This window comes from Allostreptomyces psammosilenae (assembly GCF_013407765.1).
Lineage (GTDB): Bacteria > Actinomycetota > Actinomycetes > Streptomycetales > Streptomycetaceae > Allostreptomyces > Allostreptomyces psammosilenae.
Genome location: NZ_JACBZD010000002.1, coordinates 445,988 through 461,592 on the forward strand (window position 1 = coordinate 445,988; position 15,605 = coordinate 461,592).

12 protein-coding genes and 1 pseudogene are annotated in these 15,605 nt (G+C 75.5%); 8 read left to right on the forward strand and 5 right to left on the reverse strand.

Features of this window, described 5'->3' with window-relative positions; all coding sequences use genetic code 11:
• Positions 1-36: 36 nt before the first annotated feature.
• From FHU37_RS24260 to FHU37_RS24280, 5 genes and pseudogenes are all read right to left on the reverse strand, one after another.
• Entirely contained in the window at positions 37-699 is a 663-nt protein-coding gene (locus FHU37_RS24260; RefSeq protein WP_179816800.1) for a response regulator transcription factor, read from the reverse strand.
• A 308-nt stretch (positions 700-1,007) separates the two neighbouring features.
• A pseudogene (locus FHU37_RS29645) lies at positions 1,008-2,240 on the reverse strand (sensor histidine kinase); the annotation flags it as partial.
• A 706-nt stretch (positions 2,241-2,946) separates the two neighbouring features.
• Positions 2,947-3,408 carry a hypothetical protein gene (locus tag FHU37_RS24270; RefSeq protein ID WP_179816801.1) on the reverse strand — a complete coding sequence of 154 codons (462 nt, stop codon included), beginning with the start codon at positions 3,406-3,408 and terminating at the stop codon, positions 2,947-2,949.
• 96 nt (positions 3,409-3,504) lie between these two features.
• Positions 3,505-5,469 (reverse strand): dolichyl-phosphate-mannose--protein mannosyltransferase, encoded by a 1,965-nt coding sequence (locus FHU37_RS24275; RefSeq protein WP_312892832.1) that lies wholly within the window; start codon positions 5,467-5,469, stop codon positions 3,505-3,507.
• Between the two features lie 310 nt (positions 5,470-5,779).
• Positions 5,780-6,292 carry a GNAT family N-acetyltransferase gene (locus FHU37_RS24280; protein ID WP_179816802.1) on the reverse strand — a complete coding sequence of 171 codons (513 nt, stop codon included), beginning with the start codon at positions 6,290-6,292 and terminating at the stop codon, positions 5,780-5,782.
• 135 nt (positions 6,293-6,427) lie between these two features.
• Between FHU37_RS24280 and FHU37_RS24285 the strand changes: the two genes are divergently transcribed.
• From FHU37_RS24285 to FHU37_RS24320, 8 genes are all read left to right on the forward strand, one after another.
• Entirely contained in the window at positions 6,428-7,021 is a 594-nt protein-coding gene (locus FHU37_RS24285; RefSeq protein ID WP_179816803.1) for a TetR/AcrR family transcriptional regulator, read from the forward strand.
• A gap of 86 nt (positions 7,022-7,107) precedes the next feature.
• Entirely contained in the window at positions 7,108-7,974 is an 867-nt protein-coding gene (rsmI, locus tag FHU37_RS24290; RefSeq protein WP_179816804.1) for a 16S rRNA (cytidine(1402)-2'-O)-methyltransferase, read from the forward strand.
• Between the two features lie 249 nt (positions 7,975-8,223).
• Entirely contained in the window at positions 8,224-8,700 is a 477-nt protein-coding gene (locus FHU37_RS24295) for a hypothetical protein (protein WP_179816805.1), read from the forward strand.
• A 393-nt stretch (positions 8,701-9,093) separates the two neighbouring features.
• Positions 9,094-9,993: a TatD family hydrolase gene (locus tag FHU37_RS24300; RefSeq protein WP_179816806.1), complete on the forward strand. Its 900-nt coding sequence runs from the start codon at positions 9,094-9,096 to the stop codon at positions 9,991-9,993.
• A 387-nt stretch (positions 9,994-10,380) separates the two neighbouring features.
• Positions 10,381-12,090 carry a methionine--tRNA ligase gene (gene metG / locus FHU37_RS24305; RefSeq protein WP_179816807.1) on the forward strand — a complete coding sequence of 570 codons (1,710 nt, stop codon included), beginning with the start codon at positions 10,381-10,383 and terminating at the stop codon, positions 12,088-12,090.
• Between the two features lie 62 nt (positions 12,091-12,152).
• Entirely contained in the window at positions 12,153-13,040 is an 888-nt protein-coding gene (gene rsmA / locus FHU37_RS24310) for a 16S rRNA (adenine(1518)-N(6)/adenine(1519)-N(6))-dimethyltransferase RsmA (RefSeq protein ID WP_312892892.1), read from the forward strand.
• Positions 13,041-13,136: 96 nt separating this feature from the next.
• Positions 13,137-14,132, forward strand: coding sequence for a 4-(cytidine 5'-diphospho)-2-C-methyl-D-erythritol kinase (locus FHU37_RS24315; protein ID WP_179816809.1), 996 nt, complete (start codon positions 13,137-13,139; stop codon positions 14,130-14,132).
• A 512-nt stretch (positions 14,133-14,644) separates the two neighbouring features.
• Positions 14,645-15,496: a siderophore-interacting protein gene (locus tag FHU37_RS24320; RefSeq protein ID WP_218904778.1), complete on the forward strand. Its 852-nt coding sequence runs from the start codon at positions 14,645-14,647 to the stop codon at positions 15,494-15,496.
• The last annotated feature ends 109 nt before the right edge of the window (positions 15,497-15,605 follow it).

The following is a 15,605-nucleotide window of genomic DNA, read 5'->3' on the forward strand; positions in this document are numbered from 1 at the left end:
TCGATGAGCGTCCGTTCATCTGCCGGGGCGTGCCCCTCAGGGCATGCGGTAGCCCATGCCGCGCACGGTCTCCACGCGGTGCGCGCCCAGCTTGCGCCGGAGCGCCCGCACGTAGACGTCCACGATGTTGGAGCCGGGGTCGAAGTCGTAGCCCCAGACGTGGGAGAGGATCTGTTCCCGGGACAGCACCTGCCCGGGGTGGCGCAGGAACATCTCCAGCAGCACGAACTCGCGGGCCGTCAGGTCCACCGTGCGGCCCTGCACCTGGGCGCGCCGGGTGCGCAGGTCCAGGGCGAGGTCGGCGGAGCGCAGCACGGTGACCTCCGGGGCGCGGGCGGCGGAGCGCAGCCGCAGCCGCACCCGGGCGAGCAGCTCCTCGAAGCGGAACGGCTTGGTCATCCAGTCGTCGGCGCCGCCTTCCAGGCCGGCGACGGTGTCCCGGACCGAGTCCCGCGCGGTCAGCACGATGACGGGCGTGGTGACGTGGGCCTCCCGCATGGTGCGCAGGATGGTGAAGCCGTCCTTGCCGGGCAGGCCGATGTCCAGGACGACGAGGTCGAAGGAGCCGGTCATCGTCCAGTCCAGGGCGGTGGTGCCGTCCGGGGCGACGGAGGTGGTGAAGCCGTTGGCGCGCAGGCCCTTCTCGACGAAGCGGGCGATGCGCTCCTCGTCCTCCGCGATGAGGATGCGGCCGGTCATCTGTGCGGTCCCTCGTTCTGGTGGGGGCTCTGGTCGGGGCTCTGATCGGGCGGGTGGGGGTGTGCGGCCGGGGCGAAGGGGTCGCCCAGCGGATCGGCGAACGGATCGACCGAGCCGACGGCGTAGCCGGGGGCGGGCGGGCCGCCCGCCGGGGGGCGCCCGTGGTCGGTGCCGTCGGCGGGCCAGGGCAGGGCGTCCCGGAACGGGTCGACGGCGGGATTCCAGGCGGTCGTCCCGGCCGGCTGATCGGTGCCGTGCCGGGTCCACACACCGGCGGGCCCCTCCTCGAACCGCTCCGGCCAGTGCGGCAGCAGCAGCTCGAAGGTGGCCCCGCCACCGGGGGTGTCGGTCACCCGGACGGTGCCGCCGTGCCCGAGGGCGATCGCCCGGACGATGGCCAGGCCGAGCCCGGCGCCGGGCCGGTGGCGGGAGGCCAGCGAGGTCACGGTGGTGGTCTCGCCCTGACCGGTGCTGCGGGCGAACCGCCCGAAGATCCGCTCGCGGTCCCGGGGAGGGACGCCGGGGCCGGTGTCGATGACCCGCAGGACGAGGTGGTGGGTGGCCGCCGCGCCGTCGCCGCTCACGGCCACGACGGCCCGGGGCCGGTCGGCGTCGTCGGTGGGGACGGGGGCGGAGGCGGCCGGGCAGGGGGAGGCGCCGGGCCCCGGCCCGGGCAGTGGGGCGGGGACGATCTGCGACCCGATCCGGACCTCGTCCCCCGGCGCGGTGTGCTGGACGGCGTTCTGGGCGAGCTGCACCAGGGCCTGGGTGACCCGCTGCGGGTCCACCCACACCAGGCCCTCCCCTATCGAGTCCAGCACCCAGCGGCGCTCGCCGAGCGCCCGCGCCTTGGCGTAGACGTCGCTGGTCAGCTCGGCCAGCTCCACGGGGCCGGTGCGCACGAAGTCGCTCCGCTCGGACTTGGCCAGCAGCAGGAGGTCCTCGACGATGCGGCTCATCCGGTCCAGTTCGTCCATCACCAGGCGGATGGTCTCCTCCCGCTCCCGCGGGTCGTCGTCGAGCAGTTCGAGGTGGCCGCGGACGATGGTGATCGGGGTGCGCAGCTCGTGGCCGGCGTCGTCGACGAACTGGCGCTGCGCGGCGAAGGCGCCCTCGAGGCGGTCGAGCATCGCGTTGAAGGTCTCGGCGAGCGCGCCGACGTCGTCCGAGGTGGTGACCGGGATCCGGCGGGTGAGCTCCTGCTCGGTGATCCGGGCGGCGGCCCGGCGCACCACCCGGATCGGGGCGAGGATGCGGCCGGCCACCACCCAGGCCACCAGCGCCCCGCACAGCAGGGCGAACACCGAGACCGCGACCATGGCGCGCATCACCGAGGCGACGCCGGCGCGGTCGGCGGAGGTGTCGTAGGCGATGACGAACCAGCCGTCGGGCGCGGGGGCGGCGGAGTCCGGCCCGGGCAGCGTGAACGGGGTGCGCGCCCAGTGCACCGGGCCGGTGGGGGTGCTGAGCGTCCCGGAGAGCGCCGGGCCGCTCCCGGCCGTGGTGGAGGCGTCCGAGCCGTGGGCGACGGCGGCGCGCAGCGCCGGGTCGACGGAGAGCCGCTGCCCGGAGGCGTCGTCGGCCACCTGCCCGGACGGCGTCACCCGCTGGACCAGCAGCCACTGCGGCGGCAGCCCGTCGCGCGCCGGCAGCAGGCCGAAGAGTTCCTCCTCCGGCGCGGGCTGCTGCCGTTCCAGGTGGGTGCGGAGCAGCCGGCCGGGATCGGTGAAGGCGACCCCGGTGGCCGGATCGACGCCCTGCGCCGCGAAGGAGTGGAACTCCTCGGCCTCCTGCTCCAGCAGGGCGCTGACGTCGCGCTCCACGTCGGCCAGCAGCAGGGCGCGCAGGATGACGGCGACGGACACCAGGACGGCCGCCATCACCAGCAGCAGCCACAGCAGGATCTGCACGCGGGCGGGGGTGCGGCGCAGCCGGGAGGCCAGGTCGCCGAGGAGGCGGCGGAGCGTCGCCGGGACCGCCCGCGCCGGGCGTGCCGCGCCGCCGGGAGGGGCGGTGGTCGGGGCGGCCGGGGCGGCCGAGGCGGCCAGGTCGGTCGGGGTGGTGGCCTCGGGGGTGCCGGCTCCGGTGACCGCCCGCGTGCTCGCTCCGGTGACCGCGTCCGCCCGCGTGGCCGCGGGCATGCCGGCGGACGTGGTGGCGCCCGGCAGCGGCGGAGCGCCGTACGCGCCGGCGCTGCCCGGGGCCGGGGGAGTCGGGGCGGTGGCGGCGGCCGGTTCCGCCGGGTCGTCAGTCGTCCTGGTCGTCATCACTGGGGGCCCGGTCGGCGCCGGAGCTGGTCGCAGGGGTGTCGTCGTGGTCGTCGTCCCCGCCGGCGTCGTCCTGGTCGTCGCCCCCGGGGGCCGGCCTCGACGGGCCCTCGGGTGGCGGGCCGCTCGGCGAGGCGGCCGGGGCGTGGCCCGTGCCGCCCGATGGGGACGGTGCGGCCGGCGCGGTGGGCGCCGTCGGCGGGGACGCGGACGGGGAGGCGGAGGAGGAGGGCCGCGCGCCGGCGGGCGGGCCGCCGGAGGCGGAGGGGGAGGGTGGTGCCGCACCGGGCGGGGCGCTGGGCGTGGAGCTCTCGCCGACGACCGTGCCGGCGGGGATGGTGGGGGCGTCCGGACCGCCGGTGATCAGGTAGCTGGCCGTGGCCACGCCCAGCGGGATGGCCACGACGGCGGCGAGGGCGGCGAGCTTGCGGGGCGTCTTCATGGTGCGAGGGTCGGCTACCCAACCGGTGGGTCGGATGAGCGCCGGATGAAGAAATCCTCATCCGGCGCTCCGCCGGCCCGGCGGCCACCCCGCCGGTCAGATCCAGGTGCGCAGCCACATCAGGTCACGCCAGGAATCCATGGGGATGGTCTGGCCGGTGAAGATCGGCCAGAAGGCGACGAAGTTCAGGACGATCGCCGCCAGCACCACGCCCGCCCCGAACGTCCCGACCGCGCGCCGCGTCTCGCCGGCATGGTGCGGCCCGAGCATCGCGCCCAGCATCATCGCCACGGCGAGGCACAGGAAGGGCACGAACACCACGGCGTAGAAGAGGAAGATCGTGCGCTCCTGGTAGTTGAACCAGGGCAGCAGACCGGCGGCCACCCCGACCAGGATCGCGCCGGCCCGCCAGTCGCGCCGCGCGGCCCAGCGGTAGAGCAGGTACAGCAGCGCCACGCAGGCCGTCCACCACAGCAGCGGGGTGCCCATCCCCAGCACCTCGCGGGCGCACTCCTGGGAGGTGCAGCCGTCCTCCCCGTAGCCCGGCGACTCGTAGAAGAAGGACACCGGGCGGCCGAGGACCAGCCAGCTCCACGGGTTGGACTGGTAGTCGTGGTGCGAGGTCAGGTTGGTGTGGAACTCGAACATCTGGGCGTGGTAGTGCCACAGGCTGCGCAGCGCGGCCGGCACCCACGTCATGTCGACGTGCGGCAGCGGGACGGACAGGCCACGGAAGCCGGGCAGCGGCAGCTCCTGCGGGGAGGAGCCGGCGCGGTCGGCGGCCCACTGCCGGTAGTAGCCGTCGTCGGAGGCGAACCAGCCGACCCAGGAGACCAGGTAGACCACGATGGTGACCGGCACCAGCGCGCCGAACGCCGGCAGGGCGTCGCGCCGCAGCATCGTCCGGTAGGGGCGCTCCGCGCCGGCGAGGCGGCGGGCGCCCGCGTCCCAGAGCACGATCATGATGCCGAAGGCGGCGACGTAGAACAGGCCGCTCCACTTGGTGGCGGTGGCGAGGCCCAGGCACAGGCCGCCGGCCAGCCGCCAGGGCCGCCATCCCAGCCGGGCCGCGGTGGCCCGCGCGCTGTCCGGGACGTCCCCGACCAGGTCGGCGAGGCGCCCACGGGAGCGGTCCCGGTCGATCAGCAGGCAGCCGAAGCCGGCCAGCACCCAGAACATCAGCACGCCGTCCAGCAGCGCCGTGCGGCTCATCACCAGGTGCAGGCCGTCCACGGTCATCAGCAGGGCGGCCAGGCAGCCCAGCATGGTGGAGCGGAACAGCCGGCGGCCGATGCGCGCCAGCATCAGCACCGAGAGCGTGCCGAGGACGGCCACCGCGATCCGCCAGCCGAACGGATCCATGCCGAACAGCCACTCGCCCAGGGCGATCGTCCACTTGCCGACCGGGGGGTGGACGATGAAGGCCGCGTCGTCGCCGAGCGGGACGCTGGGCGGGGTGGCGAGGATCGCGTCGTTGGCGTTGTCCGGCCAGCTGCTCTCGTAGCCCCGCTGCAGCAGCGACCAGGCGTCCTTGGCGTAGTACGTCTCGTCGAAGATGACCGCGTGCGGCTGGCCGAGGTTCCACAGCCGCAGCACGCCGGCGAGGGCCGTGACGAGCAGCGGGCCGATCCAGCCGGCGACGCCCGGCCGGGAGAGCCAGGCGATCGCGACGGCCAGCGCACGCGGGGGAGCGCCGGCCTCGGCCGGCTCCTCATGGTCGGCCGGTTCGGCGCCGGTGGGCTTCGCCAGGGAGATCGGGGAGGCCCCGGCGGGGGCCGGGGCGACGCCGGCCGGCTCGCCCAGCTCGGCCGGCTTGGCGAGGTCGACCGGCGGGGCGCCGGCGGCGGGGGCGGCGCCGTCGGAGGGATCCGCGCCGTGCGGCTCCCCGGCCGGCGGGGCGGCGGGGCGGCGGGGGGTGAACGCCTCCAGGGCCAGCCGCCCCAGCGTCGTCCAGCGGGGCTGCCGCTCCGGCGCCGGGGGCACCAGTCGGTCACGGAGCGTGGCGCCGGCCGGTGCCGCGTGGGCGTCCCACGCCCGCGCGCCGCCCGACGGTGCCGGCACGGCCGGTGCCGGCCCGCCCGACGGCGCCGAGGCCGTCGACGAGGGCGCCGGCGCGGCCCCGCCGCCGGACCCGGCCACGGAGCCGGCCCCGGCGGGTGCGGCTGACGGGTGCGCTCCGCCGTGCGCGCGGCCGTCTCGTGGGCCGGTCGGCGGCGGACCGCAGGGGGAACCCGACGCGGCGGCACGATTCTCCTGCGTGTCCGCGGACGCGGATCCGGTCGAGGTGTCGCTGGTCACCGGGCCATCGTATGGGCGTACTTGTCGCCGGGAAGTGCTTCGGCCCCGTTCGCGTGCCGACCGCCGCCCGTCGTCAGGTCAGGCGGAGGTCGAAGCGCTGCTCCGTCAGCCGCGCGCCCCACTTGTCCACCGGCCGGGACTCGGTGAGCCGGAAGCCGGCCTGGTCGTACAGGTGGCGGGAGGCCGGCAGGCCGGCCGTGGTCCACAGGAAGACGCCGCGGAAGCCGCGAGCGCGGGCGTAGTCCAGCGCCTCGGTGAGCAGCCGGCGGCCGAGCCCGGCGCCGCGGACGCTGGGGTCGACGAGGAACCAGCGGAGCTGACCGGTCCGGTCGTCGGCGCGGGTCAGGCCGATCGCGCCGACGACCGCGCCGTCCGCCTCGGCGATCCACAGCCGTCCGGCGGCGTCGCCCTCGGTCACCCGGGCCAGCGCGAAGTCGGCCAGACCGGAGGCGACGTACGCCTCCACGGTCTGGTCCCAGTTCTGCTCCCGGGCGTACAGCACGCCGTGCAGCCGGGTCACCGCGCCGAGGTCGCCGGGCTGGTCGCCGGGCCGGACGCGGACGGTCGGGAGCGTGGATGTCGTCATGTCGGTCACCTCCGGGGCGATGCCTGTCGCTTCGCCGCGTCGTTCCGTCTCGACCACTCGCTCCGCCGGGCCCGGTCACCGTGCGCGACGGCGAGCCCAGCCACTGAAACGAGTGTTTCAGTGGAGGATAGTCGCATGCCCCACGACACGGAATCCGTTTCCCCGCCGATGTCCGAGCGGCGCGCCGAACTGCTCCGCGCCACGCTCGCCTACGTGGCCGAACACAGCCTCTCCGACCTCTCGCTGCGCCCGCTGGCGGCGGCGATCGGGTCCAGCCCGCGCGTGCTGCTGTACCTGTTCGGTTCCAAGGAGGGGCTGATCCGCGAACTGCTCGCGGCCAACCGCGCCGAGCAGCTCGACCTGGTGCGGCGGGCCGTCGAGGGCGCCCACACCCCGCGCGGGGCGCTGGAGCGGCTGTGGGAGTGGCTGGTCGACCCCGTCCACCGCAACGTGATGCGGCTGTTCTTCGAGGGCTACGTCCGCGCCTTCGACGACTCCGGGGCCCCCGGCCCCTGGCACGGCGTCGCCCGGGCCTCGCTGGAGGAGTGGCTGCCGCTGATGGAGCGGGTGCTGGAGCCCTGCCGCGCCCAGGGGCGCGAGGTGCCGGCGACGCTGGTGCTGGCCACCCTGCGCGGCCTGCTGCTGGACCTGCTGGCCGACGACGACGTCGAGCGGGTCGACGCCGCCTGGCGCGCCTTCCTCGACCGCTGCCTGCCCCAGGAGGGCTGAGGCGGCCTGCCCGGGGCGTGGGCCCGGGACGCGGGGGCGCGGGGCGCGTGGCACGCGTGGCGGCGGCGCACTGGGAGGATGAGGGGGTGAACGGCGTACTCGTACTCGCAGGCACCCCCATCGGCGACGTCTCCGACGCGCCGCCCCGGCTCGCCCAGGAGCTGGCCGCGGCGGACGTGGTGGCCGCCGAGGACACCCGGCGGCTGCGCCGGCTGACCACGGCGCTGGGCGTGACCCCGCCGGGCCGGGTCGTCTCCTACTTCGAGGGCAACGAGACGGCCCGCACCCCCGAACTGCTGGAGCACCTGCTGGCGGGCGAGCGGGTGCTGCTGGTCACCGACGCCGGGATGCCCTCGGTCTCCGACCCGGGATACCGGTTGGTGGCGGCGGCCGTGGAGCGGGGGGTGCGGGTGACGGCGGTGCCCGGACCGTCCGCCGTGCTCACCGCGCTCGCGCTGTCCGGGCTCCCGGTGGACCGCTTCTGCTTCGAGGGCTTCCTGCCGCGCAAGGCCGGTGAACGAGCCGCCCGGCTGCGTGAGGTGGCCGCCGAGCCGCGCACGCTCGTCTACTTCGAGGCCCCGCACCGCCTGGCCGCCTCGCTCGCCGACATGGCCGCCGCCTTCGGGGCGGACCGGCCGGCGGCCGTCTGCCGGGAGCTGACCAAGACCTACGAGGAGGTCCGGCGCGGTCCGCTCGCAGAGCTGGCCGACTGGGCGGCCGAGGGCGTGCGCGGGGAGATCACCGTGGTGGTCGCCGGCGCCCCGGCGGCGGAGGCCGGCCCCGTCGACCCGGCCGAGCTGGCCCGCCGGGTGGCGGAGCGGGAGGCCGGCGGACAGCCCCGCAAGGAGGCGATCGCCGAGGTGGCGGCGGAGGTGGGACGTCCCAAGCGGGAGGTCTTCGACGCGGTGGTGGCGGCGAAGAACGCGGACGCCGGGAACGGCGGCGGCCGCTGATCGCTGTCGCCGATCCGGGCGAAGCGGTCAGATAATGGGTAAAAGGTTCTTCACGAGCGTAAAGCGGCGGGTGGCGCGCCGGGCGGGACGCATCGCGATCCCTCCAAAACCGGGCCAAGAGTTGGCAAGAGCGGCATGCCGACCGTGCAGACAGGAGCACCGTAGGAGCGAGAAGCATCACCGAGCCGACCGATCCCGATCGAGCGGACCGGCCCGCGCGGGACCCACGGAAGGACGAGGAGACCGCGAATGAGTGAGATCGCCACACCGAAGCCCGGCAGTGCCACCGCCACGCCCGGCGTGGGCACCGGCACCGCCCTCGGCTCCGCCGCCGGAGCCCTGCGCGCGCGGCGACCCGCGCGCGAGGCGTACGCCTTCGTCTGCATGCACTGCGGCCGGGGCTGGGAGCACTCCTACGAGATCCGCCACTACGCCGGCCGGGACGGCCGCGAGCACGTCAGCTACCTCACCGAGAGCGGTGAGGTGGTGCCCTCCCCGCTGCTGCACCCCCGCTGCCCCAGCTGCACCAGCACGGTCGTCCGGATCATGAGCTCCGGCAAGGTCTCCGCCGTGCAGCACTGGGCGAGCTCCCACCACATCCCCCGGCGCGGCGACCTCACGGCCAACGACGTGGAGTGGCCGAGGCGCCGGCGCGACCCGCACCGCCCGTCATGGCTGCGCCGCGTCCTGGACCACCTGCGGCCGAGCCACCGCCCCGCGCACTGACGGCCCGCGCACCGGCGGCCTGGCGCACCGACCGCCCCGCGCGCTGACGCCACGGCCCAGCGCCGCCGCGAAGGACCGATTCCGACCACCACCACCACCGCCGACCGATCCGGCCGGGGCCCCGGGCCGTGGGGCCCCGGCCGGCCGCCGTTGCCGCCGTTCCCGCCGGGTCCGGTGGGCCCGGCGCGGGCGGCGCCGCACCGCGCCGACCCGGAGGCGACCGGCCGCCTCCGCCGCACCGGCGCCGCCGTGGCAGGGTGGAGTCCTCTACCACCGGGCGCACGCCCCCCGCCCGCCATGGGCGGCGCGGACCGCGGCCCGGCCCTGCCCGGCGACGGCCGGCAGGTGAACGACACCGGGTAGGGACAGGCAGGGAAGGGAGAGCGGCGCAGCATGGCCACGGCACGCAAGGGGCGCGGCGGCGAGCGGGAGCGGGACGCGAGCGCGCCCCCGGACCCGGAACCGCTGCGCGTCCCGGTCGCGGACAGCCACACCCACCTCGACATGCAGGGCGGCGACCCCGACGAACTGGTCGCCCGGGCCGCCGCCGTCGGCGTCACCACCCTCATCCAGGTCGGCTGCGACCTGGAGGGATCCCGGTGGGCGGCCGACTTCGCGGCCACCCGGGAGACCGTCCACGCCACCGTCGCCCTGCACCCCAACGAGGCCCCCCGGCTGGTGCACGGCGACCCAGACGACTGGAGCGGCCTGCGTCGCCCGCCCGGCGGCGACCGCGCCCTGGACGAGGCGCTCGCCGAGATCGACCGGCTGGCCGCCCTCCCGCAGGTCGTCGGCGTCGGCGAGACCGGACTGGACTACTTCCGCACCGGGCCGGAGGGCGTCGAGGCGCAGCAGCTCTCCTTCCGCCGCCACATCGACATCGCCAAGCGGCACGGCAAGGCGCTGATGATCCACGACCGGGAGGCCCACGCCGACGTGCTGCGCATCCTCCAGGAGGAGGGCGCGCCGGAGACCGTGGTGTTCCACTGCTACTCCGGGGACACCGAGATGGCGAAGGTCTGCGCCGAGCACGGCTACTACATGTCGTTCGCCGGCAACGTCACCTTCGGGTCCGCCCAGCCGCTGCGCGACGCCCTGGCCGTGGCCCCGGCCGAACTGCTGCTGGTCGAGACGGACGCGCCGTTCCTCACCCCCAAGCCGTACCGGGGCCGGCCGAACGCCTCCTACCTCATCCCCTGGACGCTGCGCGCGATGGCCGAGGTCAAGGGGATGGACGAGGACGACCTCGCCGCGGCGGTCGCCGCCAACACGGCCCGGGCCTTCCGGCTGTAGCCGCGGGCCGGCGCGGGGTCGTCGCGGCGCCGTCGCGGGTCGTCGCGGCGTTGCCGCGGGGCCGTGGCGGGGTCGTCGCGGCGCCGGGGGAAAGCCGGCGCGGACCCGCACCCCGCGCGCACTACCATGGGGCGGGGCGGTATCCGCCGCCCCGCCCGTGCAACGCCCCGCACGCCCGCCCCGGGCGACGAGACGTCGAGCACCGCGAAACCAGACGATCGCGATCGCGGCCGGCCGCCGCCGGTCGCGGACGCCGCCGTCCGCGGTGACCGGCCCCGCGGCGTCCGTACCCCGGTGACCGGTCCATCCCCGGTCGCCGGTGGGGGACACCGCACGCTCCGGCGGGCGCCGCACGGCGTGTGGACGTTCCCGACGGAGAAGGCGAGTATGGCCCGCTACCTGATCACCAGCGCTCTGCCGTACATCAACGGCATCAAACACCTGGGCAATCTCGTCGGCTCCATGCTCCCCGCGGACGTCTACTCCCGCTACCTGCGGCTGCGCGGCCACGAGGTCCTCTACATCTGCGCCACCGACGAGCACGGCACCCCCGCCGAGCTGGCGGCCAAGGAGGCCGGGCTGTCCGTCGAGGAGTTCTGCCGCCGGCAGCACGACCTCCAGGCCGAGGTGTACCGCGGCTTCGCGCTCTCCTTCGACTACTTCGGCCGCAGCTCCTCCGCGCAGAACCGGGAGCTCACCCAGCACTTCGGGCGCCGGCTCACCGAAAACGGCCTGATCGAGGAGCGCTCGATCCAGCAGGTCTACTCGCCGGCCGACGGGCGCTTCCTGCCCGACCGCTACGTCATCGGCACCTGCCCGCACTGCGGCTACGACCGCGCGCGCGGCGACCAGTGCGAGAACTGCACCCGCCTGCTCGACCCGACCGACCTGATCGAGCCGCGCTCCGCCGTCTCCGGCAGCACCGAGCTGGAGGTGCGCGAGACCCGCCACCTGTACCTGCGGCAGTCGCAGCTCGCCGAGCGGGTGCGCGCCTGGATCGAGACCAAGCAGGACAGCTGGCCCGTGCTGACCACCTCCATCGCGATGAAGTGGCTCAACGAGGGCCTGGAGGACCGCGGCATCACCCGCGACCTGGACTGGGGCGTGCCCGTCGAGCGCGAGGGCTACGAGGGCAAGGTCTACTACGTCTGGTTCGACGCCCCCATCGAGTACATCGGCGCCACCAAGGAGCTCTCCGACAGCACCGGCGGGGAGATCGACTGGCGGAGCTGGTGGCGCGGCGAGGCGGCCGAGGACGTCACCTACGTGCAGTTCATGGCGAAGGACAACATCCCGTTCCACTCCGTGATGTTCCCCGCCATGCAGATGGGCACCGGCGAGGACTGGAAGCTCGCCGACTACATCAAGGGCTTCAACTGGCTGAACTACTACGGGGGCAAGTTCTCCACCAGCCAGAACTACGGCATCTTCCTCGACCAGGCGCTGGAGCTGCTGCCGGCCGACTACTGGCGCTACTTCCTGATGGCGAACGCGCCGGAGTCCGACGACACCTCCTTCACCTGGGAGCTGTTCGCCGCCCAGGTCAACAAGGACCTCGCGGACACCCTCGGCAACTTCGTCAACCGGGTGCTGACCTTCAGCCGCAAGCGGTTCGGCGACCAGGTGCCGGCCGGCGGCCAGCCCGGCGAGGTGGAGGCCCGACTCGGCGAGCGGGTCGCCGCCATGCTCGGCGACTACTCCGAGGCCCTGGACGGCATGCAGTTCCGCAAGGCCGCGCAGGCCCTGCGCGCGCTGTGGAGCGAGGCCAACGGCTACCTGGAGCAGAAGGCCCCCTGGCAGGAGATCAAGACCGACCCGGAGGCGGCGGCGCTGACCCTGCGCACCGCCATGAACCTGATCCAGCTGTTCGCGCAGGTCTCCGAGCCGATCGTGCCGGACACCGCCGCCCGGCTGCGCGGCGTCTTCCCGGGCCTGGCCGGCACCGAGGACGGGCAGCGCACCTGGCCCACGCCGGAGCGCGCCGCCGCGCTGGACACCGTCCCCGCCGGAGCGGACTTCACCGTTCCCGAGGTGCTCTTCCGCAAGATCACCGACGACGACCTGGCCGCCTGGCGCGACCGCTTCGGCGCCCAGTGACGGCCCGGGGCGAGGCGACGGCGGTGATGGCGGTGGCAGGAGACGACCGAAGGGACGAGGGCGTGGACGGCGAGGAGACCCCGGCCGCCCGCGCCGTCCCGGACGACGCGCTGCTCGGGCCCGCCGACGTCCGCGAGCTGGCGACGGCCCTCGGGGTCCGGCCGACCAAGCAACTCGGCCAGAACTTCGTGATCGACGCCAACACCGTGCGCCGGATCGTCCGCACCGCGCGGGTGCGGCCAGACGACACGGTGGTGGAGGTCGGCCCCGGCCTCGGCTCGCTCACCCTCGCCCTGCTCGGCGCCGCCGAACGGGTCGTGGCCGTGGAGATCGACCCGGTGCTGGCCGGCGCCCTGCCGCAGACCGTGCGTGCCCGGATGCCGGAGCGCGCCGACCGCTTCTCGCTGGTGCACTCCGACGCCATGGCCGTCACCGAACTGCCCGGCCCGGCCCCCACCGCGCTGGTGGCCAACCTGCCGTACAACGTGGCGGTGCCGGTGCTGCTGCACATGCTGGCCACCTTCCCCAGCATCGAGCGCACGCTGGTGATGGTGCAGTCCGAGGTCGCCGACCGGCTGGCCGCGCGCCCCGGCTCCCGGGTCTACGGAGTGCCGTCGGTCAAGGCCGCCTGGTACGCGGACGTGGCCCGGGCCGGCGCGATCGGCCGGAACGTCTTCTGGCCCGCCCCGAACGTCGACTCCGGCCTGGTCTCGCTGGTCCGCCGGGAACCGCCGGCCACCCGCGCCCGGCGGGAGGAGGTGTTCGCCGTCGTCGACGCCGCCTTCGCGCAGCGCCGCAAGACGCTGCGGGCCGCGCTGGCCGGTTGGGCCGGCTCGGCGGCGCTCGCCGAGGAGGCGCTGCGGGCCGCCGGCATCGACCCGCGGCAGCGCGGCGAACAGCTCACCGTCGAGCAGTTCGCGGCACTGGCCGAACAGCGCCCGCGGCCGTGAGGGTCGGGGGAGGCGCCGCCGAGCGGCGCCTGCCCCCTTCCCCGTGTCCGCTTCCCCTCCGTTCTCTTCCGCCTCTCCCGTCCTGGAGCCCGACGCATGTCCGCCGACCGCGCCACCGCCCCGGCCCCCGGCACCGCCTCGGTCACCGTCCGCGCCCCGGCCAAGGTGAACGTGCAGCTGGCCGTGGGCGGCCGGCGGGCCGACGGCTTCCACGCGCTGGCCACCGTCTTCCACGCCGTGTCGCTGTACGACGAGGTCACCGCCAGCACGCTGCCCGCCTCCGCGAGCGGTGAGCAGGGGACGGTGCGGATCACCGTCTCGGGCGCCGACGCCGCCCAGGTGCCGACCGACGGCGACAACCTCGCCGCCCGCGCCGCCACGCTGCTCGCCCGGCGGGCGGGCGTGCCGGGGGCCGTGCACCTGCACATCGCCAAGGACATCCCGGTGGCCGGCGGCATGGCCGGCGGCAGCGCCGACGCCGCCGCCGCGCTGCTGGCCTGCGACCGGCTCTGGGGCCTGGACACGCCGCGCGCCACCCTGCTGGAACTCGCCGCCGAGCTGGGCAGCGACGTGCCGTTCAGCCTGGTCGGCGGCACCGCGCTGGGCACCGGCCGGGGTGAGCGGCTGACACCGGTGGAGGTGGGCGGGACGCTGCACTGGGTGTTCGCGGTGGCCGACGGCGGCCTGTCCACCCCGGCCGTCTACGCCGAGTGCGACCGGCTGCGCCGCACCGACGGCGGAGGGGACGGCGAGGCCGACGTGCCCGCCCCCGAGGCCGCCCCCGAACTGCTCGCCGCGCTGCGCGCCGGGGACGCGAAGGCCGTCGGCGCCGCCCTGGCCAACGACCTCCAGCCGGCCGCGCTCTCGCTGCGCCCGGCGCTGGCCGCCACGCTGCGCGCCGGCCGGGAGGCCGGCGCCCTGGGCGCGCTGGTCTCCGGATCCGGCCCCACCTGCGCCTTCCTGGCCGAGGACGCCGAGGCGGCCGGCCGGCTGGCGACCGCGCTGGAGGCCTCCGGCACCTGCCGCGCCGCCCGCACGGCCACCGGCGAGGTGCCCGGCGCGGTGCTGCTGGCCGCGGCTGACTCGCCCTGACAGGCCTGACCAGCCGTGACAGGCTGACCAGCTTTGATAGTGCTACCCGGTAGGGGTAATCCGCCGGGTACCCCCAATTTCAAGATTGGCATGGGGGTGAGTGGGTGTGGCAGTCCCCTTTACGGGCTGTGGACAACTCCGGGGTGCGGGCTGCGGATGACCCGGGGGCGCGGGCTGTGGACGTCCGGCTGGACGCGCGGGTGGGCAGGCACGCGGGCAGGCAGGCGCGGCAACAGGGATGCGGTTGCTCATCTGCGCTGCGGAGGCTTGGTGACTGGTTCGGTCGGGGGGCTGAGTCGGCTGTGGGGCGGGCCGGCGGTTGGTTCAGTCGGGAGTGTGGCGCCGGGGAGTCGTGGAAGCGGTGGCGGGGGAAGCCGCCTTTGAAATACTAAGGTTAGGCTTGCCTTGGTGTAGCTGCCGCTCGTCCCCGGCTCCGTGCCTCCCTCGCGGCGGCACGGCCGGCCCGGGCGCCGCACACCCGGAACACAGCCCCGCCAGCACGAGGAGACGGCGTGACCACCCAGTCGAGCCAGCCCGAACGCCCCGGTAGCCGTCAGTCCAGCGACCGCGTCACCCGCACGACGTACCCGCTGCGCTTCCGGCGCCTCCGGGTCGCCCGGGTGACCCCGCTCACCCCCGCCATGGTGCGCGTCACCTTCACCGGCGACGACCTCCACGACTTCCAGACCCTCGGCTTCGACGACCACCTGAAGGTGATCGTCCCGCCGCCCGGCTCCGACAAGCCCGCCCTGCCCGAGATCGTGGACGGCCGCCCCTCCTTCCCCGGCGGCGCCCGCCCGGAGATGCGCGACTACACCCCACGTCGCTTCGATCCGGCCACCCGCGAGCTGGACATCGACTTCGTCCTGCACGGCGACGGCCCCGTCGCCACCTGGGCCGCCCAGGCCGCCCCGGGCCAGACCATCGTCACCGGTGGCCCGCGCGGCTCGAAGCTGGTCGCCGACGACTTCGACTGGTACCTCCTGGTCGGCGACGAGACGTGCCTGCCGGCGATCTCCCGGCGCCTGGAGGAACTGCCCGCCGGCGCCAGGGCCGTGGCCGTGGTGGAGGTGGCGGACGCGGCCGAGGAGCAGCGCGTCGAGACGGCGGCGGACGTCCGACTGCTCTGGCTGCACCGCGACGGCCGGCCCGCCGGCACCACCACGCTGCTGCCCGACGCCGTCCGCGCCCTGGACTTCCCGGCGGGCGAGTTCCACGCCTTCGTCGGGGGCGAGGCGGGCACGGTCCGACAGGTCCGCCGGCACCTGGTGGAGGAGCGCGGCCTGCCCAAGGAGCACCTGAACGCCAGCGGCTACTGGAAGCTCGGCGTCCGCGGCCACGACCACCACGAGCCGGTGGACTGACCGGGCGCGCGGCTCCCGCGCGGCTGCTCGGCCTCGCGCGGACCCGTGCTACTCAGCCCCGATTGAGTATCCGTACTCTTCAGCGACCCGGGCCGGCCCGAGCAGCATC